The organism is Humibacter soli, assembly GCF_054779035.1.
The window spans coordinates 1,164,026-1,186,728 of sequence record NZ_BAAGYX010000001.1 but is presented as its reverse complement, the minus strand read 5'-3'; the positions used below and the strand labels follow the sequence as shown (position 1 = coordinate 1,186,728).

The window sequence follows — 22,703 nt, the reverse complement described above, 5'->3', positions numbered from 1 at the left end:
CCACCATTCTCCAAAGGAAATGAGTATCGCGTGGGTACAGACAACGACCTCGCAGTGAAGCATGGCGCCTTCTCGCCGAAGTTGCTTGAACCGATTGCCGCTGCGATCCGTGAACAGGCGCTGCTGGACGACTCGGTTGCGTACTTGCGTGAGCCACGCTTTGCAGGTCCGCTTCACCGTTACAGCCTCACAGCAGCCCGTGTGGTCCGCCTTGAGGCGTGGATTGAGGACATGACCGATGAGGAAGCTGCACGATCAGACCGGGGTCAAACGTCGCCGCTTGAGTTGCTGCGTAGGTGGACGGTCACGGCTGATCGGCAGGCAGCACGCCTTGGCCTTGATCCTGTGTCGTGGGTGAAGATCCGGAAGGACTACAAGATTGGGACCAGGGTGGATCTCGCAACCCTGTTGAGCAACATTGACGATGCCCCGGACAAGATCCGAAGTGGAGATGTTGACGCTGCGACGGTTCTTTCGTACCGGAGAATGCAGGTCGAGGGTGCCGACGGAGAGTGACATCGCGGGGAATGTTCGTATTCCTCGAGGCCGCGCCCGATGGATTGCGGAGGCGTTGCGGGTAGACATTCGAAACCGTCGAAGGGAGCGTTACGGGAATACGCCTTTGGCTGCAGATATTCTCGACATTCTGTACGACTTGGACACCCTAGCGGAAGGGTCCGATATCGGACCTACGGACTTGTATTCCCGTAGAATTGATATTGGTGATGCACAGGGGTTCGCGGCCACTGTTTCCACCCGGGCGGCGTCCGAAACACTCGGTTGTAGTGAACGGCATGTGCGCCGTTTGCTGTCCAGTGGACGTTTGCCTGGGTTGAAACACGGCCACGATTGGGCAATAAGCCAGCCCGCATTGGATGCGTACAGATTTGGAGAACTTAATAGTGGCAAACAAGAAACCTGATGTCGTAACGGACGACGACATTGCCGCGGCGAATGAAGCACTGCGTGTCGGAAAAGAGCGGCTCGAGCAGGTGCGGGAACTCTTCTACGAAGGTGATGGTTCCTGGGATGACGTGAAGTCGCAGGAAGCTGTTGTTGAGTACGCAGAGGCTGCGATTGAGCGACTGCAACGCGCAAAGAGCCGGTACGACAAGGAGGTCCGCGCTGCCGCCCTCACCGCGCTCCGCGCGGATGTCGAGGCATGGGCCGAAGCCCACAACCCGAAGGCAGTCGAGGCACTGAAAGGTGTCGAGACGTGGGTGCGAGCGTACGGTGCTGCGATCGTGGAATCCAACAGCAAGATCGGTGAGTTCATTGAACGGGCTCAGGCTCTTGATGTGCCGGCCCCTGACCGATCTGTTCTTGCGCCGCGCGCGGTTCACGGTGGCATCGCGCAAAACGGGTCGTCAATCCAGGTCGGTGATCTGATGCTTGAGAAGATCCATGGCGCGCCGTTCATCCAGCAGCTATTCGCCTTCCTCATCACATCGGGTGGGATCTCAAAGGACCATTTCTACACGAATGAGATTGGCGGGGCTTCTATGGCCCCGGATTCGGTAGAGCAGATTTATGAACGATTGGGTTCGGCGGAATCCACCCGATCTTCGGTGAGCCGTGAGGGTGTCTTCTATCGTGGCTACGGTGGGGGCGTTCACCAGTTCTCAGAACCGTTCTCTCCCGCTGAGGCGAAGAGGCGGGAACTTAAACAGATCAGTGTTGCTGAAGCGTTCGGAGAGGAAGAGTAATGGCTGCACAGTGGAATGACTCACAGATTTCGGCGGCAACGCCAGAACAGCTAAGCGCCGCATACAAAAACGGCAGCCTGGACGCGATTCTGGGTCGTACCGTCAGCCATGCCGAGGCTGTACAGATGGGTCAAAACGGGGAGCGTGTAGCCCCTACAGAGGCTCCCGAACCGGTGGCTGTGACGGAGGGCGAGATTACCCGCGTTCTCGCGTATCTGCGGCAGCAGGGTTCTGTTTTGATGCCAACAGCCACTCCCGGTACCGACGTGGGTGTGCCCGCGATCGTGGAGGACTAGTGGCTTTTCAGGACATTACAGAGTTTCTGGAACCGCTCGAGCTACCCATGCGCGGCAAGACTTACACGATCCCACCGATGACGCTCGAGGCCGGCCTTCGGTTGCGTCCGTTGCTGTCAGGTGAGACGCCCGAGGATCTGACGGATGAAGAGGTTGTGAAACTGACGCTCGGTGCCACGCATCGGGAGATGGTCGCCGATGGTGTGCCGGAGGCGTGGATTCAGCGCGCAATCCTGGTCGCCATGGCTGAATTCCAGTCTGGTCGCGTAGCCGCGGAGCTTATCTGGAAGACCGGTGGCGACCCAAAAGCCGTGCAGGCGGAGGTCCGGAAGACGACCAATCGAGCGCAGCGTCGCTCGAAGCGTACGGCCGCGGCAAGTACGACGAGCTGACCGGCCTCTACGAGTGGTATGAGGATGTGCCGGCGAGCCTGACAGGACAGGGGTCGGTGTTCGATTGGCGTCGAGTGTTCGAGTTGTGGGCGCTTGTGGAAGCGGACTTCCATACGAGCTATCACGTCGATCTCTCAAAGTCGCTAAATGAGTCGTGGCGTTGGTTTCGTGTGCGCTTGGAAGGCCTCTTCGCCGTTGAGTCACGATTGGCGACTGCATGGGCGCCGCGTGAAACCAGCGAGACGGCAATAGAGGATGAAATAGAAACCAAGTTTCTGTAGCAAAACGCTTTTGTAGGGGTGTGTTCCGCTTTTGGGGCGCACCCCTTTTTTGACAACTGAACAGAGGTAACCGATGGGTGATAGTGGACCCACCACCGCGGGGAGTATCCGCGGCGTACTGGTGCTCGATACGAGCGACTGGGACGAGAAAATAAAAAGTGCCGAGCTGGCTGCTAAGAATCTTGCCCGTCAGAACCCCACTATCAGCATTGACGTTGACGACAACGGGGCAGTCTCGAAGATGGCTGCGGTCGATGCGGCTGCGAAGGCGTTGGGGTCTGACAACGAGCGACTTGCCCAGTCCACGAGATCAGTCAACGACGCGAATAGTGGTTCGGCGCCGCGGTGGGCTCTGATCGCAGGCGCCATCGCAGCGCTGGCCCCGTTGATTGCGCCGCTCTCAGGCGCGGTTGTCGGGCTCGCGGGTGCATTCGCCGGCTTGGGTGCGGCTGGCGTGCTGGGCGTGCTTGGCGTGGTGCAAGCAATGAAGCAGGGCACTCAAGAGGGTGCCGCTTACTCAGCCGGTGTCAAGGAACTCAAGTCAGACCTGGATTCCCTGTCATCCACCGCGGCGGTGAGCCTACTGGGTTCGTTCCAAAGCACGGTCGCCCTGATCGCTGCGGACATGCCTTCCCTGAACTCGCAGGTCTCATGGTTCTCTGGGCAGCTCGGCGTGATCGGCACGACAACGCTGCGCGGGGTACTCAACGCTCTGCAGACGCTCAACCCGCTGTTTCAGCAGGCGACCGGGTATGTGAAGTCGCTCGCGGATGGGTTCGCGGCATGGACATCCAACGGCGGTCTTCAGAAGTTCGCCCAGTACGCACAGTCCACGTTTCCGCAAGTAACGCAGGCGCTCGGGTCTCTTGCCGAAGGGGCGCTGAGCCTAGTTGAAGCTCTCGCACCGATCGGGACCGTGCTGCTTGACGTGCTCACCATTGCGGGTCAGGTGATCACGTTCCTGACATCGATGGGCCCTGCATTCTCGGTCGTTGCGGGTGCGGCCGCTGCAGGGTTCGGTGCGTTCAAACTCTGGTCGACGGTCGGTCCGATCATCGCCGCGGTAACCACTGAGCTTGAGGCCGCTGCCGGTGGTGCGACCGCGTTCGGAATCGCCATCGACGCAGCATCCGGTCCCATCGGTTGGGTGATCGCCGGCATTGGCGCACTCACTGCCGCTTTTGCTATCGGGACCGCAGCTACGAGCAACGCGACCGACGCTACGGCTGATTACACGGCAGCCCTGCAGCAGTCGAATGGTGCGCTGGATGAGAACGTGCGCAAGCAGGCGGTCAAGAATCTGTCAGATGTCGGCGCGCTCGAGCTGGCTAAACAGTTCCACGTGCAGCTCTCCACCGTCACCGACGCAGCCTTGGGCAACAAGCCGGCGATGGACTCGCTGATCGCCTCAACGAAGAAGTACGGTTCCACCCTTGTGGAGGTTCATGGGTACGGCGGCCAGGTCACGAACACGTACAAGACGCTCACCGACACCGGGCAGTCCTTTATCGACAAGGTGAACCATCAGGCCACCGCTCTGAAGAACCAGGCTGCTGCGACCCGTGACCAGATCGCAGCGATGAACGGATCAATCTCATCCGTGTACGACTATCAGGCTGCGGCTGATGCGGCATCCAACGCGACGGACAAGTTCGCACAAGCCCTGCAGGGTCTCGGTCAGGTGAACCTCTCGGCAGACCAAGCCAACATCAAGTACCAGCAGTCCCTTGCCGACACGAACGCGCAGATCGCGAAGAACGGCGCGACCCTGGACGAGTCCACGCAAGCCGGCCGAGACAACGCCTCAGCCCTAGACACCATTGCGTCATCAGCTATCGCACTGATCTCCGCAGAAGCCAAGCAGGGCACGTCTGAGACACAGTTACAGGCCGACATGGGGGCAACACGTGCCGCGTTCATCAAGTCCGCTGAAGCTGCAGGACAGACAGCCCAGCAAGCCAACAACCTCGCAGACAAGTACGGGCTCATCCCCAAAAACGTCAACACTCTGTACGAGACCAGCGGCGCCCAAGACGCAATCAACAAGGCGCAGCAAGTTGCAGCCGCTCTGGCGTACATTCCCCGCTATGTCGGCGTGACCGTTTCGACCCACGGGACGATGGTCGCTGACACGGGCCACCTGGTTGCCTTCACCAAGGGCGGTCAGGTTGGCAAGGGCCATGCCGATGGCGGTTTCGCGGGTCCTGTTTCTGGTGCCGGTAATGCCTTCAATGATCAGGCTGGTTTGTATCCGTTGTCGGATCGCGAGTTCGTGGTATCCGATCAGTTCAAGCAGGCAACCACTTGGGCACCGACTCTCAACCTGATGAATGCGGGTGCATCGCCAGAACAGGTTGCGCTCTCGACCTTGAAACAAGCCGGCATCAACGGCTTCGGTGGTCGACCTCAGGTGGTCCACAACCACTACCACACCTGGAATGTGTCCTCGAACGCACAGGACCCGAATGCTGTAGCGCAGGCGGTCGTGGGGCGCACGAACATGTGGGGCTTGGTTTGAGCGAGCCTAGTGTCAGCGGGCAGCCTGATCTAGCCGCCAATCGTCAGTTGAATGTCTTTCAACTGATCTTTGGTGTATTGAACAGTGCCTCGGTTCTGATTTCCTACATGAACGCCGTAGTACTTGCTACCCGCAGGGATCTTCAAAATGTCGAACGCGAATGAGCAGCGGGCGTCGAACGCTGTTCCTTGGGGGCCTGGCTCGAGTGTGCCGGGTTGGAGCACGCCGACTCCGACAGTCTTTCCCGAGGCATCCGTCACCACTACTTGGGCGTCTGAGCTGATGTCATCGTACCCATCACCGGCGCCACATGCCGCTCCCTGTGCGTTGGTGTAGGTGCCATTGAGGAGGTCCGTCGCGTTCATCGGAACGCTTACAGTCCCGACCGCTTCAAGGGGTTTCGGAGTTGGCTTTGGCTTTGGGGCAAGTGGGATACAACCCGACAAGGTCAATGCGACCAGCATCGCGGTCATACCAGCCGCAACCAGGCGCCCTTTCGACATGTGAATTTCGATTAGTGGGCTTGGTTCGGTCATGCGCTGATCGTATTAAGGTCCGCAGAGCACCGGTACCCCTCGACCAGGGGACCTGGCTACGCTGGCAGTCATGTGCGGGCGATTCGCGATGGACACTGATGTTAACGAGCTGATCGAAGAGTACGTGGCTGCCGGTGGTGACTTTAGGGACTGGCGACCCAGCTACTCGTACGCACCGACCGACCCAGTCGCGATCGTGAGAGAACGCGTCGACCAGGCGAGCGGTGAAGTACAGCGCACAATCGACAGCGCCCTATGGAACTTCCACCCAGCATTCATCAAAGACTCCAAGCGGCCGAATTTCAACGCACGCATCGAGACTGTGTCCACGAACGGTATGTGGAAGGGCGCCTTCGCCAGCAGCCGCGCACTCGTACCGATGAGGGGCTACTACGAGTGGACCGGAGAGGCCGGACACAAGCAACCCCACTTCCTCCACGCTGCAGACGGGGGACTTCTCACGGCTGCCGGGATCTACACCGCTCGGAAGGTTGATGACGAGTGGCAGGTATCTACTGCGATCATCACACGCGAAGCCCGCGACGCCAGCGGCGAAGTGCACGACAGGATGCCTGTCTTCCTCGAGCGAGACGTGTGGGACGAATACCTACAGCCCGTCAAACTCGATGACGCCGGTAAGGAAGACCTAGTGCAGCTACTCACCGCCGAGTCAGAGAAGGTCGCGAAAAGCATCACGAGCTACAAGGTCGACCCCAAGGTCAACAACTCACGCACCGCCGACCCTCAGGATGCATCCCTCATCGAGCCGCTGCCTGCTGATTGATCACGCGCCTGGGTAGTTCCCTCGGTGCGGCAACCCCTCATCGGGCGGGGGGTCGAACCGCACGAGGTCGTTCGCCTTCTCCAGCGAGTCCGTGACACTCATCAGCTCACGCTTCGCCGGATCCAGTTCAAATCTGAACACCAAGAACCGGTCACCATCACGGTGATGTACACGCTGGATCGAAGCCTTCGGGACCACCTGGTCGGGTGTCAGCGATTCACTCAAATCGTGATCAAATCTGAAGGAAAGTTGGGTATCGTGTCGAGCATGAACGGACGGGGATTCTTCTCCTTGAGGACGGCCACCGTGGCCACGGGTCACGGTGTCGTGCCCGACGATGGCCTCACCACGGAAGAGCGGCAACAGGCCGTCGAGCGTTACCGTGAGATCTACCGTCCTACCGCGAAGGACCACCACGCGTTCGCTGAGTGGCTCAAGCGGAAGCGTGCCGCTTAGGTGGCGCTTTGGGGATCGTGACTCGATCGCGGATCTCCAACAATTCTGTTGTCTCTACCCCGAACGAGTCGGGCGTGATCCTGTGACTCGGCAACCGGTACACGATCGCCCTTACCAAATCGAGGTTCAGGCCGGGATCCGCGACCTGCGTCCGCCATTTCGAGACGGGAGCGCTGTACTGCTCGGCTACGACGAGCAGGGGCTCGCATGCGTTTCTCAATGGCAGACGGCACGAGAGACCGATGACCCACCCGCGCACTTCATCAACGCTATGGCGCGCGCAAACCGCTGCCACTGCAACGGGTATGGCGATGAGATGATGACGGAAACGCTGCTCACCCTGGAACGGCTCAACGACGCCAACGGAACCGACTTCGGTGTCTACGGGAAGGTTCACCGTCAAAATCACGCGTCACTCGCCATGCTCGAGCGGCATGGCTTCGAACGTTTCGACAGCGACGGCGAGTATGAAGTCTGGGCTCGGGATCTGCCTCCCTATCCCGCAATCACCATCTGAGATGCACTCCCACGCTCATTCGACCGGGAACTACTAGCGCTCGTCAAGCCCCAGAAGCACCACCAGCGTTCACCCGCACGTTCTCGGCAGCCCGTTCAGCGTTGTACTTCGACGCAAATGCCTCTCCAGACGAAGCAACGCGGTCGCTGCTACGCCAAGCACGCCAACGCCACTCCTGAGCAGCATCCTGATAGATGTCATAGCGTGCAGTAGAGGCGCCGTTCTTGAACGCGGTCGCGGCGCGCTGAGCGTTGTAGTGGCTTGCGAACGACTCACCAGCCCACGCCACCAAATCACTCCCGCTGTAGAGCCACCAGGTGTACGTGCCCGCGCGATTCTCGCCAACAGCAAAACGCATCAAGAACCCACCATCTCTGAGCACACCGACGTGCCCGGGCCGAATCTACGTCGACCAGACCAACAGCAACCACCTCCCACAACAGGGGGTGAAACCAGTCGCCATCCTCTCGTCTGCGTGATCTGCAGCAGCTCTGAGAACGCCCCGCGCGCATGACAGGTCGCAAATACCATGGGTTTCAGCGACTCTGCGGGATGGGCGATAAGTCGCGGAATTACGCGGATGAACAGTCTTGTAATCCCGTGTATTGATACTTAGACTGGGATTGACGGCATTATGCGACAGGAGCTAGCCATGGCGATCATCGGGTACGCACGTGTTTCCACCACGGATCAGAACCTTGACCTGCAGGTCGACGCACTCAACGAGGCCGGCGCGCAACGGCTATTCGCTGACCAAGGCGTCTCGGGCTCAACGCTCGATCGTCCGCAGCTTAGGGCGGCACTCGATCATCTGCGGCCTGGTGACGTGTTCACTGTGTGGAAGCTCGACAGGCTCGGCAGAAACACGCGGCTCGTGCTCGAGTTCGTTGACGGTCTGCGTGACCGTGGTGTCGGCTTCAGGAGCCTAACTGAGGGCTTGGACACGACCGGACCGATGGGGACAGCGATGCTCACCATCATGGCCGCGTTTGCCCAGCTAGAGCGCGACACGATGCTTGAACGCACACGCGCAGGGTTGGCCGCCGCAGCACGCAACAACCGGCACGGTGGGCGCCCGCGCAAGGTGACCGACGCCACTGTCCGCAAGGTCAAGTCACTCCACAACATGGGCTTGACGGCAGACGACATCGCCGGCGCCGTTGGTGTTTCACGCGCGACCGTCTTCCGGTACCTCAAGCTCGACTGACCCCCACCCGGGGGCCCCTTTCGGCGAGCGCCACCACCCCGCCGTGCTCGCACCCTTACGCGAACAGCTTGAGGATCTCGGTTCTGAAAAATCTGCGAGATATTTTCTGAAACTCGGTTTTCTAGTTGGCTTGTTCGGCGTTGATCTCGGCTAGGACTGCGGCGAGTTTCTGCTTGGCGATTTCGGCGAGACCGTTCAGATCTGTGCCTGTTTGATCGAGCGTCAGCGACGCTGCTCGCAGTTCCTCGTGATGCTTGTAGGTGTCTACGGCGGCGAGGTATTCGCGCATGGCGTTCATCGTTCTACTCTGGCGTGCCACCCAGGGCTCACGCAAAGTGCCTGCGTGCATCATCATGATCGAGCCGTGTTGATCGTGATGCTTCGGTGGTGCGTGCTTCCTCTGTAACAAATGGGATCGCTTCCGTATCGCCATCTGACCGCTTGGTCATGTTGCGGTCCGTTTGGTCAGTTTGGTGGCAGCGGGGTCGTAATGAAGGTCGTTGGGCCCTCGGCGCTTCGCTTGGATGGCCTCTATGGCAAACGATGAAGAGCGGTGGGTTACTTCTGAGGAAGTTGGAGCGCATCTGGGGATCTCGGTGAAGACCGTTCTGAACCAGGCTCGCGCGGGTGAGCTGCCCGGCACGAAGGTGGGTAGGGCGTGGCGTTTCCGATTGTCCACGGTGGATGAGTTCTTGACGCGGCCGAAGGACCCGTGGAAGCAGTCGAACCAGTCACGCGGCCGCAAGCGTGCCATCTAACTCATACCCCGTATTTACCCCGTACATTCAGTGACATTCGGGGTGATCGCCATGCAACCGACGAGAACCAAAACGCCTGATCAGGCGAATCATCGTTAGTCAGGGCCATAGGATGTGATCGTATGAGTTCTAATCTCTTGGTCGCAGGTTCGATTCCTGCCGGGGGCACATGACGCCTCAGCGAAACCGCGTCACACCGCTCGGAGACATCGTCGCCGTTCCGCTTCGCGGCGCCTGGACGGGCAATCGCGGCCGCGTGCACGAGGACCGCGAGATCGTGCGGTTCCACTCTGGCAACCTCTGGATCGTCTGCGCGCTCGAGTTCCGCGGCCGCTGGCAGGAGCAGTGGAAGCCGCACCACTACACCTTCCTGTTCTTCCACGACGAGGCCGTGGCGTTCGCGGCCGGACATCGTCCGTGCTCCGAGTGCCGTCACGACGCCTACGTCTCGTATGCGGATGCCTGGGCGTCGGAGCTCGGCGGCCCCCGACCCACCGCCGGACAGATCAACGCGCAGCTTCATGCCGAGCGGCTTTACAAGGGCACGCACCGTCGAAGACTGCACGAGTCGCCGTGGCGCGATCTTCCCGACGGAGCCTTCGTGCTCGTGGATGACACACCGAGGCTCATCCTCGGGGACCGGCTCGTCGAGTGGACGACCGCGGGATACGGTGCTGCCGCACCACGCCCGAAGAGCGGAACCGCGACGCTCATCACGCCGCCTGCGACCGTCGCCGTGCTGCGTGCCGGCTACCCGGTGCAGGTGGATGACCGAGCACGCCGATAGCGTCTGGCTGGTCATCCGTCGATCGCTGCCCGTCCGCGTTGCATGGCTGAAACATGAGCGGAATAGGGTCGGTGTATGCGCGAACTTCAGGCGGAGATCATCCGCGAGCTGGGCGTGAAGCCCACCATCGACCCGGCAGCCGAGATCGAGGCAAGGGTGTCGTTCCTCGTGGACTACGCACGGGCATCCGGCGCCCGAGGCTTCGTGCTCGGCATCAGCGGCGGACAGGACTCGTCCCTCACCGGCAAGCTCTGTCAGCTCGCGGTCGAGCGCATGCAGGCGTCCGGCCTCGACGCCGAGTTCATCGCCGTCCGGCTGCCGTACGCGGTGCAGGCAGACGAGGATGACGCACGGCTCGCGCTGGAGTTCATCCGTCCTCAGCGCACCGTCGAGTTCAACGTGCAGCGCGGAGTCGACGGCATCGCCGCGGAGTTCTCCGACGCGATGGGCGAGCCACTCCGCGATTTCGTGAAGGGCAACGTCAAGGCGAGGATGCGCATGGTCGCCCAGTACGCGATCGCGGGGCAGCGCGGGTTGCTCGTCGTCGGCACCGACCATGCCGCAGAGGCCGTGACGGGATTCTTCACGAAATACGGCGACGGGGGAGTCGACCTGACCCCGATCACGGGTCTCACGAAGAGCCAGGGCAGGCAGCTGCTCGAGCACTTCGGCGCGCCGGCCCGCCTCTACGAGAAGTCTCCGACAGCAGACCTGCTCGACGACACGCCTGGCCAGACCGACGAGGACAATCTGGGCATCAGCTACCGCGACATCGACGCATACCTGGAAGGTCTCGATGTGGATGACGACGTCGCGCACGCCGTCGAGGTGAAGTACCTCACGACGCAGCACAAGCGGCGTACTCCCGCGACTCCGTTCGAGTCGTGGTGGAGCTCAGGCGACACGTCGGCGTCAACCGAACGCTGACCGGCGTCAGTCCGCGCTGAGACCCGTCGGCTTGCGAGCCGCGTAGGCACCGACCGGATCGGCGACGCCCGCGTACTGGGGCAGCGCAACGGTGTCGTCAGTGGTTGCGTCCTGGGCATCCGGTGTGGTGACCGGCCTCGTCGCAGCCGGCTTTGCGGCGGTGGACGTCGACACCGTCGGCTTCGTGTCGGCGAACTGCTCGTGGTGCTGCTTCGCGACCCACTGGTCTTGGTCGGCGAGAGCTGTCTGCTCGCTCGACGTGCTCTCGAAGCGCCACCGCTCGAGATCTTCGAGGAACAATCGACGAGTGCGGCGCGGCTTGTTCTGCCACTCGACCAGCCGGTCTCGGAACTCGACGATGGCCGGGTCCAGGTTGTAGCCGTAGGTTGCCGAGTTGCGTTTGAGCTCGGCGAGCTGGTGGGCAGCCCAGTCCGCGGCGACCGCAGCACCCTTCAGGGGCAGCAGGCGCACCAGGATGTCGGCCTGGCCGACGGAGCGGTCGGAGAGAACCTGCTCACCCGGAGTGAGCGAGTTCCAGACGGACGCCTCGACGGCGGCATCCACGAGGGCTGCGACGGCGGCGGCCTTCTGCTCACGCTCAGCGCGTGACAGCAGTCCATGGATCGCACCACGGGCGATCCATGCCGACAGCAGTCCGGCAATAACGATGGACACGAGAAGCACGACCGCGGTGAAGATCACCGGCTGAGCGTCCTGTGACGTGAGCCACCCCGAAAAGTCATTCCACCACTGCATGCAGCGAACGCTACCTGGGCGACTGCCATGAGCCGGTGAGGCATGCCGGGACCGAGCGGATTCGTCATCCGCTCGGTCATCCGGCCGGGTCGACCTCCGGGATCAGGATGCCGGACGGCCTGTTCCGTCGATGGCGAAGGTCTCGATCGCGGCGAGCTCGTCGTCGGTGAGCGGTGCGGCGTGCACGGCGCCCATGTTCTGCTCCAGCTGCGCGACGCTCGACGCTCCGATCAGCGCACTCGTCACCTGCCGGTGCCGCAGCACCCAGCTCAGCGCGAGCTGGGCCAGAGTCTGCCCGCGTCCTTCGGCGATCTCGTTCAGGGCCCGTGCGCGTTCCAGGTACTCGCCGGTGATGTTCTCGGCGTGCAGGAAGACGCTCGTCGCCGCGCGCGAGTCACCTGGGACCGATCCGGACAGATAACGGTCGGTGAGGAGCCCCTGCTGCAAGGGCGAGAAGACGATGGCGCCGACGCCGAGGTCGTCGAGCGTCTCGAGAAGGCCCTGCTCGACGTGACGGTTGAACATCGAGTAACTGGGCTGATGGATGAGCAGCGGCACGCCCTCGGCCGCGAGCGCGGCGGCAGCGGCTCTGGTCTGCTCCGGGCTGTAGTTGGAGATCCCGGCGTAGAGCGCCTTGCCCTGACGCACGGCCGTTGCGAGGGCTCCCATGGTCTCTTCGACGGGGGTCTCGGGGTCGGGACGGTGCGAGTAGTAGATGTCGACATAGTCGAGTCCGAGCCGCTGAAGGGAACGGTCGAGCGAGGACAGCATGTACTTGCGCGACCCCCACTCGCCGTAGGGTCCCTCGTGCATGTAGTAGCCCGCCTTGGTCGAGATGATGACCTCGTCGCGGTAGGGCGCGAGGTCCTCGGCGAAGATGCGGCCGAAGTTCGTCTCCGCGGAGCCGGCAGGCGGGCCGTAGTTGTTCGCGAGGTCGAAGTGCGTGACGCCGAGGTCGAACGCACGGCGCACCACGGCACGCTGGGTGTCGATCGGCCGGGAGTCGCCGAAGTTGTGCCAAAGACCCAACGACACGGTCGGAAGGCTGAGTCCGCTGCGCCCAACGCGGCGGTAGGTCATCGAGTCGTATCGGTGGGCATCGGCAACATAGGTCATGCCTGCATCGTATTGATCGATCCGCGCGGTCGCTGACCTCGGCAGGCATCCCTTCGTCCCCAGGGATGCCCGTGGAGAGGTTCTCCCCGGTCGCCTGCCTTCCCCGCCTTCGCGTGCCGTCTTCCAGGGAAAGTGGACCGCACGGGCCCGGTCGCTCCGCAGCGACTGGGTGGTGAAGTCACTGACAACCAACGCGCACGCGCGCACACTCAGGAAGGCAAGCTCATGCAGGACATCGTCTCTGCCGTCGGCGTGGTCGGAAGCGATCCGACCCTCATGATGGTCGGCAACGGTCTGGCCAGGCTCACGTTCAGGCTCGGATCGAATCAGCGCAGGTTCAATCGCGACGGCAACGCCTGGGAGAACGGGGAGACCAACTGGTACACGGTCGTCGCCTTCCGTCGACTCGCGGAGAACGGCGCGAAGTCCCTGTCGAGAGGCGATCGCGTTGTCGTCATGGGACGCCTCAAGGTCAACGAGTGGGAACGGGACGGCAAGCACGGCATCAGCGTCGAATTGCTCGCTGACGGCATCGGACACGACCTCATGTTCGGCACCACCGTCTACACGAAGAACTCGGCCGTTGCGCCCGGTACGTCGCCGGCCCCGGTGCCGATCGCGGTCGCGGCGACGCAGGGGCAGGCGCCCGACGTGTCGGCGGTGGATGCCGACGGTTGGGCTCTCCCCGGTGGTCCCGCCGGCTCGTCCGCCACCGCCCAGGCGACTGCCTCCGTCACGGCCTCGGCCAGTGCGGCCCTCGACGTTATGCCAGAGGCCGTCGAGGAGCGGGATGCGGAGGATCAGGACGAACCGGAGGCGCGGGAGCTGGTGTTCTCCGACGCGGAGCCGCCCTTCTGAGCGCGCGCCGTTCCTGCTCTACGAGGACCCCGCACCCGCTGGCAGGCAAATCGAAGCACGGTGCCCATAGACTTCTGACCCGTTGGCCGTCTGAGGCGGTATCGGTGCGAGGGGAGTCGGTTCCGTGGGTTTCAGCAGGCACACGCGCCGGTCGCACCTCGCCGTGCTGTCGGCCGTCGTCGCTCCCGTGCTGGCGCTCGGGCTTGCCGCCTGCTCCTCGGCCGCACCGACCCCGACCTCGACCGCGAAGCCCAGCGTGACGTCCAGTGCGCCCGCCCCTGTCCCGAGCGTGGTTCCGACAGTCAACCCGAAGGGCTCGGCGAAGGAGAACCTCGGCTACTTCGACTACGTGAACCGCCGCACGATCGCGGCGAACCCGTCGCCGACCGGACAGCAATTCGTCGACGGGCTTGCGGCAGCGGGGTTCTCTAAGGCAGACATGCAGGTCACTGCCGATAGGACGACGGTGAATCTCCAACCGGGGTCGCTGCAGTTCTCCGTGCTGATCAACGGCGGCTGCATGATCGGACAGTTCGGCACCGACATCGGTGGCTACCACAGCGAAGTCGCCCCCGTGCTGGGCACCGGCAAGTGTCTGATCGGCGACACCGTTCCTATCCAGTAGGTCCGCGGTGGTGATCGGTAGCTCGGCGGTCGTGACGCCACGGCGTGCGGAGCCCTGACCCCGTGGTTCGCGCCGATCCGGCGCACAGAGGCGGCCCGTCCCCGCCCATAGACTGGGCGCATGGCCGAATATATCTACTCGATGGTCCGCGCCCGAAAGGCGGTGGGCGACAAGCTCATCCTCGACGACGTCACCATGGCGTTTCTGCCGGGGGCGAAGATCGGTGTGGTCGGCCCGAACGGCGCCGGAAAGTCCACGATCCTGAAGATCATGGCGGGTCTCGACACTCCGTCGAACGGTGAGGCCAAGCTCACGCCGGGCTTCAGCGTCGGCATCCTCATGCAGGAGCCCGAGCTCGACGAGTCGAAGACCGTGCTCGAGAACGTGCAGGAGGGCGTCGGCGAGATCAAGGCCAAGATCGATCGGTTCAACGAGATCTCGGCCGCAATGGCCGAGCCGGACGCCGACTTCGACACCCTGCTCGCCGAGATGGGCACGCTGCAGGAGGAGATCGACGCCGCTGACGCGTGGGACCTCGACTCCCAGCTCGAGCAGGCGATGGACGCGCTGCGCTGTCCGCCGTCCGACACACCCGTCTCCGTACTCTCCGGAGGTGAGAAGCGCCGCGTCGCGCTGTGCAAGCTTCTGCTGCAGAAGCCCGACCTGCTGCTGCTCGACGAGCCGACGAACCACCTCGACGCCGAGAGCGTGCTCTGGCTCGAGCAGCACCTGAAGCAGTACCACGGCGCCGTGCTCGCGGTCACGCACGACAGGTACTTCCTCGACCACGTCGCCGAGTGGATCGCCGAGGTCGACCGCGGCCACCTCTACCCCTACGAGGGCAACTACTCGACCTACCTCGAGAAGAAGCGCGAACGCCTGCAGGTTCAGGGCAAGAAGGACGCCAAGCTCTCCAAGCGCCTTGCCGACGAGCTCGACTGGGTGCGCAGCAACGCGAAGGGCCGCCAGGCCAAGTCCAAGGCGCGTCTGGCTCGCTACGAAGAGATGGCTGCCGAGGCGGAGCGCACGAGAAAGCTCGACTTCGAAGAGATCCAGATTCCGCCGGGGCCGCGCCTCGGCCAGGTGGTCATCGACGCGAAGAACCTGCAGAAGGGCTTCGGCGAGCGGACTCTCATCGACGGGCTCACCTTCACGCTTCCGCGCAACGGCATCGTCGGGGTCATCGGCCCGAACGGTGTCGGCAAGACGACGCTCTTCAAGACCATCGTCGGCCTGGAGCCGCTCGACGGCGGTGAGCTCAAGGTCGGCGAGACCGTGGAGATCTCCTACGTCGACCAGACCCGTGGCGGCATCGACCCCAACAAGTCGCTGTGGGAGGTCGTCTCCGACGGGCTGGACTACATCCAGGTCGGCAAGGTCGAGGTGCCCAGCCGCGCCTACGTCTCCACCTTCGGTTTCAAGGGTCCCGACCAGCAGAAGAAGGCCGGTGTGCTCTCCGGTGGTGAGCGCAACCGCCTCAACCTGGCACTCACGCTCAAGCAGGGCGGCAACCTGCTGCTTCTCGACGAGCCCACGAACGACCTGGATGTCGAGACACTGTCCAGCCTTGAGAACGCTCTGCTGGAATTCCCCGGGTGCGCGGTGGTGATCACCCACGACCGGTGGTTCCTCGACCGCATCGCGACGCACATCCTGGCGTACGAGGGCACGGATGAGGACCCGGCCGACTGGTACTGGTTCGAGGGCAACTTCGAGGCGTACGAGCAGAACAAGATCGAGCGTCTCGGCCCCGACGCGGCGAAGCCGCACCGCTCCGCGTACCGCAAGCTGACCCGGGACTAGCGTGCGCCTCAACGTCCCCATCAGGCTGCGCTGGAGCGATCTCGACGCCTACGGACACGTCAACAACGCCGAGATGCTGCGCCTCCTCGAAGAGGCGCGCATCCTGGCGTTGTGGACCACTGACGAGACGGACGTCGACAGCGGTGAAGCGCTCGGAGCCTCGACGGCGGTGCTCGACGGACGCCCCGGCGCCGACACCCTGAGCCTGATCGCACGGCAGGAGATCGAGTACCTGGCGCCGATCCCGTATCTGCGCCAGCCCCTCGACATCCAGCTCTGGGTTGGCGCCATCGGCGGCGCGAGCCTGGAGCTCTGCTACGAGGTGTGGTCACCGGCCGGGGCCGATCCCGCGACCTTGTATGCGCGAGCGGCGACCACGATCGTGCTCGTCGATGCGGCATCCGGTCGTCCGCGACGCATCAACGACCGCGAACGCGCGGCCTGGTCGCCCTACCAGGAGCCGAAGATCGAGTTCCACCGGCACTGACGCGGTCGGGTCGCCGCAGCTTGTCGAGCAGCGATCGCGAGCCGGCGTCAGGACGTGATGGTGATCGTGTCACCATCGACGGACGCCTTCAGCTTCGTCAAGGGTGACGGTGCGGGCCCCCGGATGACCGCACCGGTCGTGTCGTTGTAGCGCGACCCGTGGCACGGGCAGTCGAACTCACCCTTCCCTGGCAGCACGACGCATCCTGCGTGCGTGCAGATGGCCGAGAACGCGACGACGGTGCCGGCCTTCGGCTGCGCGACGAGGATCGGCGCGTCGCCGACCTTCGCCGAGACGGAGCCGCCAACAGGCACATCCGAGAGCTTCAGCGTGGTCGACGCCCCTGCGGGCACCTCGTTCGAGGTTCCCCCGCCCTGAGCTGAGCAGGCCGCGAGCGACACGGCCCCGATCGCAGCGGTCGCGCCCGCCATGGCGGCGCGACGCGTGAGGATGATCCCGGTGCTGGTCTCGCTTCGGCTCACGTGATGGGTCCTCTCGGTCAGGCGTTCGGATCGGGCGCCGCCGGCGCACGTCTACAAGACACGATGGCCGGGCCGTCTTGGTTCAGGCTGAATGGTTCTGATGAGCGCGTGCGTCAGCCGTCCGAAACGCTCGGAAGGCGGATCATGCCCTCCTGGGCGACGTTGGCGATGAGCAGTCCTTCACGGTTGTAGATTCGCGCCAGTGAGAGCCCGCGACCCCCTGTGGCGCTCGGCGACTCCTGCACGTAGAGCAGCCACTCGTCCACCCTGCTGAACCGGTGCCACCACATCGCGTGGTCGAGGCTGGCGATCTTGAGGCCTGGCGTCGCCCAGCTCACCCCGTGCCTGCGCATCACCGGCTCCAGGATCGAGTAGTCGCTGGCGTACGCGAGAGCTGCGCGGTGCAGATTGGGGTCATCCGGCAGACGATCGAACGTCTTGAACCACACGGCCTGATGTGCCACGTGCTCGCCATCCACCCGCACGTACACGGGGGACGGGATGTGCCGCAGATCGAAGGGCCGCTCGTCGCGCCAATACCGTCCGACCGGATGCTCGAAGCCGGCAAGCAGCTCGGCGTCGCTCGGCACGTCTTCAGGATCGGGGATGTCGGCCGGCATGTCTTGCTGATGATCGAGCCCGGTGTCCGGGTCTTGGAACGAGGCGATCATCGACAGGATCGGAAGGCCGTCCTGGTATGCCTGCGTGCGGCGGGTCGCGAACGAGCGGCCGTCGTGAATGCGGTCGACGCTGAACGTGATCGGCTTGTTCACATCTCCGGGGCGCAGGAAGTAGCCGTGCATCGAATGCACCGACCTGCCCTCCGGGAGGGTGCGCATCGCGGCCACGAGGGACTGTGCGAGCACCTGGCCGCCGAAGACGCGCCCGTGTGGCATCCACTGACTCGGACCCGTGAAGATGTCCTCGTCGGTGCGTGCGCCGGTGTCGGTCAGATCGAGGGCGGAGAGCATGCCGTCGAGGGGTTGGGTCATGGTGCCTCTCGAGTCTTCAGGTCGTGCCGCTGACGTCGTGTGAGGGCCGTGTCGGCCGTCGCATTCCGTTAGTTTAGACAGCACATGAGTCAGTTCTTCTCCCTGGTCGACACCCTCGCCGTCTCCGACCTCCAGGTGTACCTCTCGCGTGCCGGCCGCGTCGAGGACGGCTCCGTTCGCCTCATCGCAGGGTCGGGTGTGCTGGCCGTCTACACGGCCATCCTCTATCCGCGCAGCCTGCTCGATCACATCCCGACGGTGCTCGGTCTGCGCACGTTCGTGACGGATCCCGAGGCCGCATTCGACGCCGTCGTGCCCACCCGCTCGTTGCTCGATCGCCTTGCAAGGGCGGCGGATGCCACACAGCAGCTCGCCGACCCTGAGGCACCCATCGGCATCCGCCTGCCGCTGGAGGTCAGCACCGTGACGTGGGCGGGAATCACCCCTCCCCGTGCGGGATGGCATCGCGTCGGAGAGACTACGGCCGGGGTGCTCGAGCGCGCAGCCGCCGAGGGCATCGCGGATGTCGCCGAGGCGATCCCTTCGGGCACGGGGGAGCAGTTGGTGCAGCGCGTTCGGGGCGAGGTGTGGAGCAGGCCCATTCCGCAGCTGGAGTACGTCGCAGCCGGAGCCGCGTTCGCTGCGCAGTCGCTCGGATTCGCGGTCGAGCCCGACGAGGTCGTCGGCGTGCACGAGTCAGGCCCGTGGACCAGGCTCACCCTGCGTCGCGGTCACGTGCTGGTGAAGCGTCCCGCCTGGTCCTTGCGCGGCTGACAACCCACGGGGATGCGGCCTCGGCGGCTCTGGGGCTGCAGGAGACGGAGACGCAGTGCCTCAGCCCGCATCCGCGAGAACCCCTCTGGCGGCCTGTCGGCCGGAGAACAGGCATCCACCGAGGAACGTGCCCTCCAGCGAGCGATACCCGTGCACCCCTCCACCGCCGAAGCCGCTGACCTCGCCTGCGGCGTAGAGCCCCTGCACCGTCTCTGCTGCCGCGTTCTGCGCCCTGCCGTGAAGGTCGGTCTCCAGGCCGCCGAGGGTCTTGCGGGTGAGGATGTGCAGCTTCACGGCGATCAGCGGTCCGGACTTCGGGTCGAGGAACTTGTGCGGTGACGCCACCCTGATGAGCTTGTCGCCGCGGTACCTCCTTGCGGCGGTGACGGCCGCGAGCTGGGCATCCTTCGAGAAACGGTTGTCGAGCTCCCGATCGTGCTCGACGACGCTGCGCTCGATCGCCGTCTCGTCGAACGGCATGTCGGCGATGCCCCTCATGCCCGCCAGAAGCTCGGGCAGGGTCGATGCGACGACGAAGTCGGCGCCGTTCCGCTTGAATGCGTCGACCGGGCCGGGTGCGCCCGGCCGCACGCGTTGCAGCAGGAGGCGGATGTCCTTACCCGTGAGGTCGGGGTTCTGCTCGCTGCCCGAGAGCGTGAACTCCTTCTCGAGGATCTTCTGCGTGAGCACGAACCACGTGTAGTCGTGTCCTGTGCTCTGGATGTGCTCGAGGGTTCCGAGCGTGTCGAACCCTGGGAACAGAGGGGCGGGCAGCCGGTTGCCTTCCGCGTCGAACCAGAGGGATGACGGGCCGGGCAGAATGCGGATGCCGTGGTTCTGCCACACCGGGTCCCAGTTCTGGATGCCCTCCGTGTAGTGCCACATGCGGTCGCCGTTGATCACCCTGGCCCCCGCCTGCTCCGAGATGGCGATCATGCGGCCGTCGACGTGCGCAGGAACGCCGGCGAGCATGCGCTCCGGGGGAGTGCCGAGCCGCTCCGGCCAGTTGCGGCGAACCAGCTCGTGGTTGCCGCCGATGCCGCCCGACGTTACGACCACAGCGGGAGCACGGAACTCGAACTCGCCGACCACGTCGCGGTTGCTCGCCACGCCGCGCTCCATGTTGTCGGGGGCGAGCACGCTGCCGCGCACTCCGACGACACGGTCGTCCTCGACGACGAGCCCGTCGACCCTGTGCCGATGTGCAAGCCTGGCGGTGCCATCCGACTCGCCCTGCTCGACCCGCTGGATGAACGGCGCGAGCAGACCGGGCCCGGTTCCCCAGGTGATGTGGAAGCGGGGTACCGAGTTGCCGTGACCACCCGCCGTGCCGCTGCCGCGCTCCGCCCAGCCGACGACGGGGAAGAACTTCACGCCCTTCGAGCGAAGCCAGGCTCGCTTTTCACCGGCAGCGAACTCCAGATACGCCTCCGCCCAACGACGCGGCCAGGCATCCTCCTCCCGGTCGAAGCCGGCGGTGCCGAACCAGTCCTGCCTCGCCAGTTCGAGGGAGTCGTGCACGCCCATACGTCTCTGTTCGGGGGAGTCGACGAGGAACAGCCCGCCGAACGACCAGAAGGCCTGCCCTCCGAGGGACTGCGGTGGCTCCTGCTCGACGATGAGTACGCGCCTGCCGCCATCCAGAAGCTCGCTCGCGGTCACGAGGCCGGCAAGGCCTGCGCCGACAACGATGGCGTCATACTCGTTCGCGGCATCGGGGGTCGCTGGCATCCGGGGTCTCCTTCGATCGGAATGCGGCGGCCGACGCTGAGCTCGTCGCGGCATCGGCTACCGAGCAGTATGACTGAGTCAGCTGACCAACTTCGAATCGGCCGGCGTTCGCGTCACTCCTCGAAGGTGTTGACCATCGCGTGCGCCGCGCGCTCGAGGTACGACCAGAGGGTCGCCTCGTAGAGGGGCGGCAGCGCGAGGTCGTCCACCGCGGCGCGCATGTGGCCGAGCCATCGGTCCCTGGCATCCGGATTCACCTTGAACGGCATGTGCCGCATGCGCAGCCGTGGATGCCCTCGCAGCTCGCCGTACGTGGTCGGGCCGCCCCAGTACTGCTCGAGGAACATGCGCAGGCGGTCGGCCGCAGGCCCGAGGTCTTCCTCCGGATACATCTCGCGCAGTACCGGGTCGTCAGCGACGCCGCGGTAGAACGTGTCCACCAGCCGCTGGAACGTCTCGTGGCCGCCGACCTGCTCGTAGAAGTTGCCCGCCGCGGCTTCACCGCCCTGCGAGATGCGCAGGGTGAGGGGCGCCGCGCTCGGCGCGGGGGAGCCGTGCTCCGTCTCGGGCAGCGGTCGCTCGTCGTTGACGGTGCCGTCGCCCGCGTCGATCGGAGTCGCTTCGGTCATTCCTGGCCCTCGTCCTCATGATGGTCGCTCTGCAGCCCGTGCTCGCCGGGTGAGGGATGCTTCGGCGCCTTCTCACCATCCGTCTCGGGCGTCGGCTTCGTGATCGCCAGTGGGTGCCGCTGAGTCGTGGCGGACGTGCGTGGCGCAGCCGATGTCTTCGATGTAGAGGATGCCCGCGGCGTGGACGCCCTTACGGATGCGGATGCCTGCGCGGGGCCTGCCGCATCGGCGGGCGTCTTCCTGCCTCGCCTGCGCTTCGGCCCGGGGTCCTCCGTCGTGACGACGGGGCTCGGCCTGGTGCGAGGCGGATGCGCGCCCGAGATGCTGGCGGCCCCGTCGAAGCCGGTGAGCACCACGCTGGAGAGCGAGGGAAGTGTCACGTTCATCTCGTCGAGAGCCGTCTTGAGGCGCAGGCGCAGCTCCCTGGCCACGTCATCCTTCGCGGTGGTGCGCGTCTTCACCACGATCCGCAGCACGATCGCTTCCGCAGAGACCGACTCGATGCCCCACAGCTCGGGCCGCTCGACGATGCGCGCGCGCCACTTGGGCGTCGTGGCGAGCTCGTTCGCGACCTGGAGCATGCGGTCCTGGATCGCCTCGACGTCGCTGTCGTAGGGAACGGCGAGGTCGGTGATGACGCGCGCCCAGCCCTGTGACATGTTGCCGACGCGCAGGATCTCGCCGTTGCGCACGAACCACAGGGTGCCGTTCACGTCGCGGATCTGCGTGATGCGGATGCCGACGACCTCGACGATGCCCGTCGCGGGTCCGAGGTCGACGACGTCGCCGACGCCGAGCTGGTCCTCCATGACCATGAAGAGACCGTTCAGCACGTCCTTGACGATGTTCTGCGCACCGAAACCGAGGCCGGCGCCGATCGCCGCAGTGAGAAGCGCGAGAGAACCGAAGATGTTCTGGTCCGCAACATTCACGCAGGCGACGATCGCGATGATCACGATCGTGACGTTCACGATGTTGCTCAGCACCGTGCCGAGCGTGCGGGTGCGTTGCACGACGCGCACCGCCGCGATCGGCGAGGCGGTGAGCGCCTGCGTGTCGTCGACGTTCTGCTTGTTCTTGACGCCGCTGACGATGCGCCTGACGATGCGTCGGATGACGAAGTGCATCACCCAGGCGATGAGGAACGCGATCAAGATGATGATCACGATCTGGGCCAGTTTCCAGCCCCACGACACGAGGCCCGCGAGAACTGACTGCCAGAACGAGGCTTTGGTGATGTCGGTTGCGGTGGGCAGAAGGCTGGCGAAGATCATCGCGCCTGATT

Annotated in this window: 27 protein-coding genes; 18 read left to right on the top strand and 9 right to left on the bottom strand. The window is 64.2% G+C overall.

Annotation, left to right across the window (positions count from 1 at the left end):
* Positions 1–30 precede the first annotated feature (30 nt).
* The 6 genes from ACYVDN_RS05565 (at position 31) to ACYVDN_RS05540 (ending at position 5,193) form a co-directional block, all read left to right on the top strand.
* Positions 31–516, top strand: a complete 486-nt coding sequence (locus tag ACYVDN_RS05565; RefSeq protein ID WP_460569241.1) for a hypothetical protein — start codon at positions 31–33, stop codon at positions 514–516.
* Positions 425–922 carry a helix-turn-helix domain-containing protein gene (locus ACYVDN_RS05560; RefSeq protein ID WP_460569239.1) on the top strand — a complete coding sequence of 166 codons (498 nt, stop codon included), beginning with the start codon at positions 425–427 and terminating at the stop codon, positions 920–922. The genes ACYVDN_RS05565 and ACYVDN_RS05560 overlap by 92 nt, the downstream gene beginning before the upstream one ends.
* Positions 903–1,706, top strand: a complete 804-nt coding sequence (locus ACYVDN_RS05555) for a hypothetical protein (protein WP_460569237.1) — start codon at positions 903–905, stop codon at positions 1,704–1,706. The genes ACYVDN_RS05560 and ACYVDN_RS05555 overlap by 20 nt, the downstream gene beginning before the upstream one ends.
* Positions 1,706–2,002 carry a hypothetical protein gene (locus ACYVDN_RS05550; protein WP_460569235.1) on the top strand — a complete coding sequence of 99 codons (297 nt, stop codon included), beginning with the start codon at positions 1,706–1,708 and terminating at the stop codon, positions 2,000–2,002. Before ACYVDN_RS05555 ends, ACYVDN_RS05550 begins: the two co-directional genes overlap by 1 nt.
* Positions 2,002–2,394: a DUF7426 family protein gene (locus ACYVDN_RS05545; protein WP_460569233.1), complete on the top strand. Its 393-nt coding sequence runs from the start codon at positions 2,002–2,004 to the stop codon at positions 2,392–2,394. Before ACYVDN_RS05550 ends, ACYVDN_RS05545 begins: the two co-directional genes overlap by 1 nt.
* Before the next feature lie 354 nt (positions 2,395–2,748).
* A complete protein-coding gene (locus ACYVDN_RS05540; RefSeq protein WP_460569231.1) occupies positions 2,749–5,193 on the top strand; it encodes a hypothetical protein in 2,445 nt (814 codons plus the stop codon).
* 29 nt (positions 5,194–5,222) lie between these two features.
* Here ACYVDN_RS05540 and ACYVDN_RS05535 read toward each other — a convergent pair whose 3' ends face one another.
* On the bottom strand, positions 5,223–5,729 hold the full coding sequence (locus tag ACYVDN_RS05535; protein WP_460569229.1) for a hypothetical protein: 507 nt from the start codon (positions 5,727–5,729) through the stop codon (positions 5,223–5,225).
* Positions 5,730–5,799: 70 nt separating this feature from the next.
* Here ACYVDN_RS05535 and ACYVDN_RS05530 point away from each other — a divergent pair, with 70 nt between their 5' ends.
* The 4 genes from ACYVDN_RS05530 to ACYVDN_RS05515 all read left to right on the top strand — a co-directional run bounded on the left by ACYVDN_RS05530 (position 5,800) and on the right by ACYVDN_RS05515 (position 8,693).
* Positions 5,800–6,513 carry an SOS response-associated peptidase gene (locus ACYVDN_RS05530; protein WP_460569227.1) on the top strand — a complete coding sequence of 238 codons (714 nt, stop codon included), beginning with the start codon at positions 5,800–5,802 and terminating at the stop codon, positions 6,511–6,513.
* Positions 6,514–6,780: 267 nt separating this feature from the next.
* Positions 6,781–6,969: a hypothetical protein gene (locus ACYVDN_RS05525; RefSeq protein WP_460569225.1), complete on the top strand. Its 189-nt coding sequence runs from the start codon at positions 6,781–6,783 to the stop codon at positions 6,967–6,969.
* A gap of 82 nt (positions 6,970–7,051) precedes the next feature.
* On the top strand, positions 7,052–7,486 hold the full coding sequence (locus tag ACYVDN_RS05520; RefSeq protein WP_460569223.1) for a hypothetical protein: 435 nt from the start codon (positions 7,052–7,054) through the stop codon (positions 7,484–7,486).
* Between the two features lie 652 nt (positions 7,487–8,138).
* A complete protein-coding gene (locus ACYVDN_RS05515; protein WP_460569221.1) occupies positions 8,139–8,693 on the top strand; it encodes a recombinase family protein in 555 nt (184 codons plus the stop codon).
* A 121-nt stretch (positions 8,694–8,814) separates the two neighbouring features.
* On the opposite strand, the gene ACYVDN_RS05510 is transcribed toward ACYVDN_RS05515, so the two are convergent.
* Positions 8,815–8,991 (bottom strand): hypothetical protein, encoded by a 177-nt coding sequence (locus ACYVDN_RS05510; RefSeq protein WP_460569219.1) that lies wholly within the window; start codon positions 8,989–8,991, stop codon positions 8,815–8,817.
* Between the two features lie 226 nt (positions 8,992–9,217).
* Between ACYVDN_RS05510 and ACYVDN_RS05505 the strand changes: the two genes are divergently transcribed.
* The 3 genes from ACYVDN_RS05505 (at position 9,218) to nadE (ending at position 11,165) form a co-directional block, all read left to right on the top strand.
* Positions 9,218–9,451, top strand: coding sequence for a helix-turn-helix domain-containing protein (locus ACYVDN_RS05505; RefSeq protein ID WP_460569218.1), 234 nt, complete (start codon positions 9,218–9,220; stop codon positions 9,449–9,451).
* 169 nt (positions 9,452–9,620) lie between these two features.
* A complete protein-coding gene (locus ACYVDN_RS05500; protein WP_460569216.1) occupies positions 9,621–10,238 on the top strand; it encodes a hypothetical protein in 618 nt (205 codons plus the stop codon).
* A gap of 75 nt (positions 10,239–10,313) precedes the next feature.
* Positions 10,314–11,165, top strand: a complete 852-nt coding sequence (gene nadE / locus ACYVDN_RS05495) for an ammonia-dependent NAD(+) synthetase (RefSeq protein ID WP_460569214.1) — start codon at positions 10,314–10,316, stop codon at positions 11,163–11,165.
* Between the two features lie 6 nt (positions 11,166–11,171).
* On the opposite strand, the gene ACYVDN_RS05490 is transcribed toward nadE, so the two are convergent.
* A complete protein-coding gene (locus ACYVDN_RS05490; RefSeq protein WP_460569212.1) occupies positions 11,172–11,921 on the bottom strand; it encodes a hypothetical protein in 750 nt (249 codons plus the stop codon).
* Between the two features lie 102 nt (positions 11,922–12,023).
* Positions 12,024–13,037 carry an aldo-keto reductase family protein gene (locus ACYVDN_RS05485; protein ID WP_460569210.1) on the bottom strand — a complete coding sequence of 338 codons (1,014 nt, stop codon included), beginning with the start codon at positions 13,035–13,037 and terminating at the stop codon, positions 12,024–12,026.
* A gap of 225 nt (positions 13,038–13,262) precedes the next feature.
* On the opposite strand from ACYVDN_RS05485, the gene ACYVDN_RS05480 reads away from it, so the two are divergent.
* The 4 genes from ACYVDN_RS05480 (at position 13,263) to ACYVDN_RS05465 (ending at position 16,810) form a co-directional block, all read left to right on the top strand.
* A complete protein-coding gene (locus tag ACYVDN_RS05480; RefSeq protein WP_460569208.1) occupies positions 13,263–13,895 on the top strand; it encodes a single-stranded DNA-binding protein in 633 nt (210 codons plus the stop codon).
* Between the two features lie 124 nt (positions 13,896–14,019).
* Positions 14,020–14,520: a DUF6993 domain-containing protein gene (locus ACYVDN_RS05475; protein ID WP_460569206.1), complete on the top strand. Its 501-nt coding sequence runs from the start codon at positions 14,020–14,022 to the stop codon at positions 14,518–14,520.
* 120 nt (positions 14,521–14,640) lie between these two features.
* Positions 14,641–16,323 carry an ABC transporter ATP-binding protein gene (gene ettA / locus ACYVDN_RS05470; RefSeq protein WP_460569204.1) on the top strand — a complete coding sequence of 561 codons (1,683 nt, stop codon included), beginning with the start codon at positions 14,641–14,643 and terminating at the stop codon, positions 16,321–16,323.
* A gap of 1 nt (position 16,324) precedes the next feature.
* Positions 16,325–16,810, top strand: a complete 486-nt coding sequence (locus ACYVDN_RS05465; RefSeq protein WP_460569202.1) for an acyl-CoA thioesterase — start codon at positions 16,325–16,327, stop codon at positions 16,808–16,810.
* Positions 16,811–16,857: 47 nt separating this feature from the next.
* Here ACYVDN_RS05465 and ACYVDN_RS05460 read toward each other — a convergent pair whose 3' ends face one another.
* Together ACYVDN_RS05460 and ACYVDN_RS05455 are read right to left on the bottom strand one after the other, a co-directional pair.
* Positions 16,858–17,292, bottom strand: a complete 435-nt coding sequence (locus tag ACYVDN_RS05460) for a QcrA and Rieske domain-containing protein (RefSeq protein WP_460569200.1) — start codon at positions 17,290–17,292, stop codon at positions 16,858–16,860.
* Positions 17,293–17,405: 113 nt separating this feature from the next.
* Positions 17,406–18,284, bottom strand: coding sequence for an acyl-CoA thioesterase (locus tag ACYVDN_RS05455; RefSeq protein WP_460569198.1), 879 nt, complete (start codon positions 18,282–18,284; stop codon positions 17,406–17,408).
* Between the two features lie 84 nt (positions 18,285–18,368).
* Here ACYVDN_RS05455 and ACYVDN_RS05450 point away from each other — a divergent pair, with 84 nt between their 5' ends.
* Positions 18,369–19,058 carry a hypothetical protein gene (locus ACYVDN_RS05450; protein ID WP_460569196.1) on the top strand — a complete coding sequence of 230 codons (690 nt, stop codon included), beginning with the start codon at positions 18,369–18,371 and terminating at the stop codon, positions 19,056–19,058.
* Between the two features lie 60 nt (positions 19,059–19,118).
* Here the strand turns inward: ACYVDN_RS05450 and ACYVDN_RS05445 are convergent, their stop codons facing one another.
* From ACYVDN_RS05445 to ACYVDN_RS05435, 3 genes are all read right to left on the bottom strand, one after another.
* A complete protein-coding gene (locus ACYVDN_RS05445; RefSeq protein ID WP_460569194.1) occupies positions 19,119–20,789 on the bottom strand; it encodes an FAD-binding dehydrogenase in 1,671 nt (556 codons plus the stop codon).
* A 113-nt stretch (positions 20,790–20,902) separates the two neighbouring features.
* Positions 20,903–21,304 (bottom strand): globin, encoded by a 402-nt coding sequence (locus ACYVDN_RS05440; protein ID WP_460572256.1) that lies wholly within the window; start codon positions 21,302–21,304, stop codon positions 20,903–20,905.
* A gap of 110 nt (positions 21,305–21,414) precedes the next feature.
* The gene (locus tag ACYVDN_RS05435; RefSeq protein ID WP_460569192.1) at positions 21,415–22,692 is read right to left on the bottom strand and encodes a mechanosensitive ion channel domain-containing protein; all 1,278 of its coding nucleotides are present in this window, start codon (positions 22,690–22,692) and stop codon (positions 21,415–21,417) included.
* Positions 22,693–22,703 lie beyond the last annotated feature (11 nt).

Excerpts from the sequence above, each read along its gene's own strand:
- ACYVDN_RS05505 (WP_460569218.1), top strand. The coding sequence starts at position 9,218 with ATGGCCTCTATGGCAAACGATGAAGAGCGGTGGGTTACTTCTGAGGAA.
- ACYVDN_RS05485 (WP_460569210.1), bottom strand. The coding sequence starts at position 13,037 with ATGACCTATGTTGCCGATGCCCACCGATACGACTCGATGACCTACCGC.
- ACYVDN_RS05530 (WP_460569227.1), top strand. The coding sequence starts at position 5,800 with ATGTGCGGGCGATTCGCGATGGACACTGATGTTAACGAGCTGATCGAA.
- ACYVDN_RS05435 (WP_460569192.1), bottom strand. The coding sequence starts at position 22,692 with ATGATCTTCGCCAGCCTTCTGCCCACCGCAACCGACATCACCAAAGCC.
- ACYVDN_RS05480 (WP_460569208.1), top strand. The coding sequence starts at position 13,263 with ATGCAGGACATCGTCTCTGCCGTCGGCGTGGTCGGAAGCGATCCGACC.
- ACYVDN_RS05515 (WP_460569221.1), top strand. The coding sequence starts at position 8,139 with ATGGCGATCATCGGGTACGCACGTGTTTCCACCACGGATCAGAACCTT.
- ACYVDN_RS05500 (WP_460569216.1), top strand. The coding sequence starts at position 9,621 with ATGACGCCTCAGCGAAACCGCGTCACACCGCTCGGAGACATCGTCGCC.
- ACYVDN_RS05455 (WP_460569198.1), bottom strand. The coding sequence starts at position 18,284 with ATGACCCAACCCCTCGACGGCATGCTCTCCGCCCTCGATCTGACCGAC.
- ACYVDN_RS05525 (WP_460569225.1), top strand. The coding sequence starts at position 6,781 with ATGAACGGACGGGGATTCTTCTCCTTGAGGACGGCCACCGTGGCCACG.
- ACYVDN_RS05510 (WP_460569219.1), bottom strand. The coding sequence starts at position 8,991 with ATGAACGCCATGCGCGAATACCTCGCCGCCGTAGACACCTACAAGCAT.
- ACYVDN_RS05540 (WP_460569231.1), top strand. The coding sequence starts at position 2,749 with ATGGGTGATAGTGGACCCACCACCGCGGGGAGTATCCGCGGCGTACTG.
- ACYVDN_RS05445 (WP_460569194.1), bottom strand. The coding sequence starts at position 20,789 with ATGCCAGCGACCCCCGATGCCGCGAACGAGTATGACGCCATCGTTGTC.
- ACYVDN_RS05550 (WP_460569235.1), top strand. The coding sequence starts at position 1,706 with ATGGCTGCACAGTGGAATGACTCACAGATTTCGGCGGCAACGCCAGAA.
- nadE (WP_460569214.1), top strand. The coding sequence starts at position 10,314 with ATGCGCGAACTTCAGGCGGAGATCATCCGCGAGCTGGGCGTGAAGCCC.
- ACYVDN_RS05450 (WP_460569196.1), top strand. The coding sequence starts at position 18,369 with ATGAGTCAGTTCTTCTCCCTGGTCGACACCCTCGCCGTCTCCGACCTC.
- ACYVDN_RS05535 (WP_460569229.1), bottom strand. The coding sequence starts at position 5,729 with ATGACCGAACCAAGCCCACTAATCGAAATTCACATGTCGAAAGGGCGC.
- ACYVDN_RS05490 (WP_460569212.1), bottom strand. The coding sequence starts at position 11,921 with ATGCAGTGGTGGAATGACTTTTCGGGGTGGCTCACGTCACAGGACGCT.
- ettA (WP_460569204.1), top strand. The coding sequence starts at position 14,641 with ATGGCCGAATATATCTACTCGATGGTCCGCGCCCGAAAGGCGGTGGGC.
- ACYVDN_RS05560 (WP_460569239.1), top strand. The coding sequence starts at position 425 with ATGCCCCGGACAAGATCCGAAGTGGAGATGTTGACGCTGCGACGGTTC.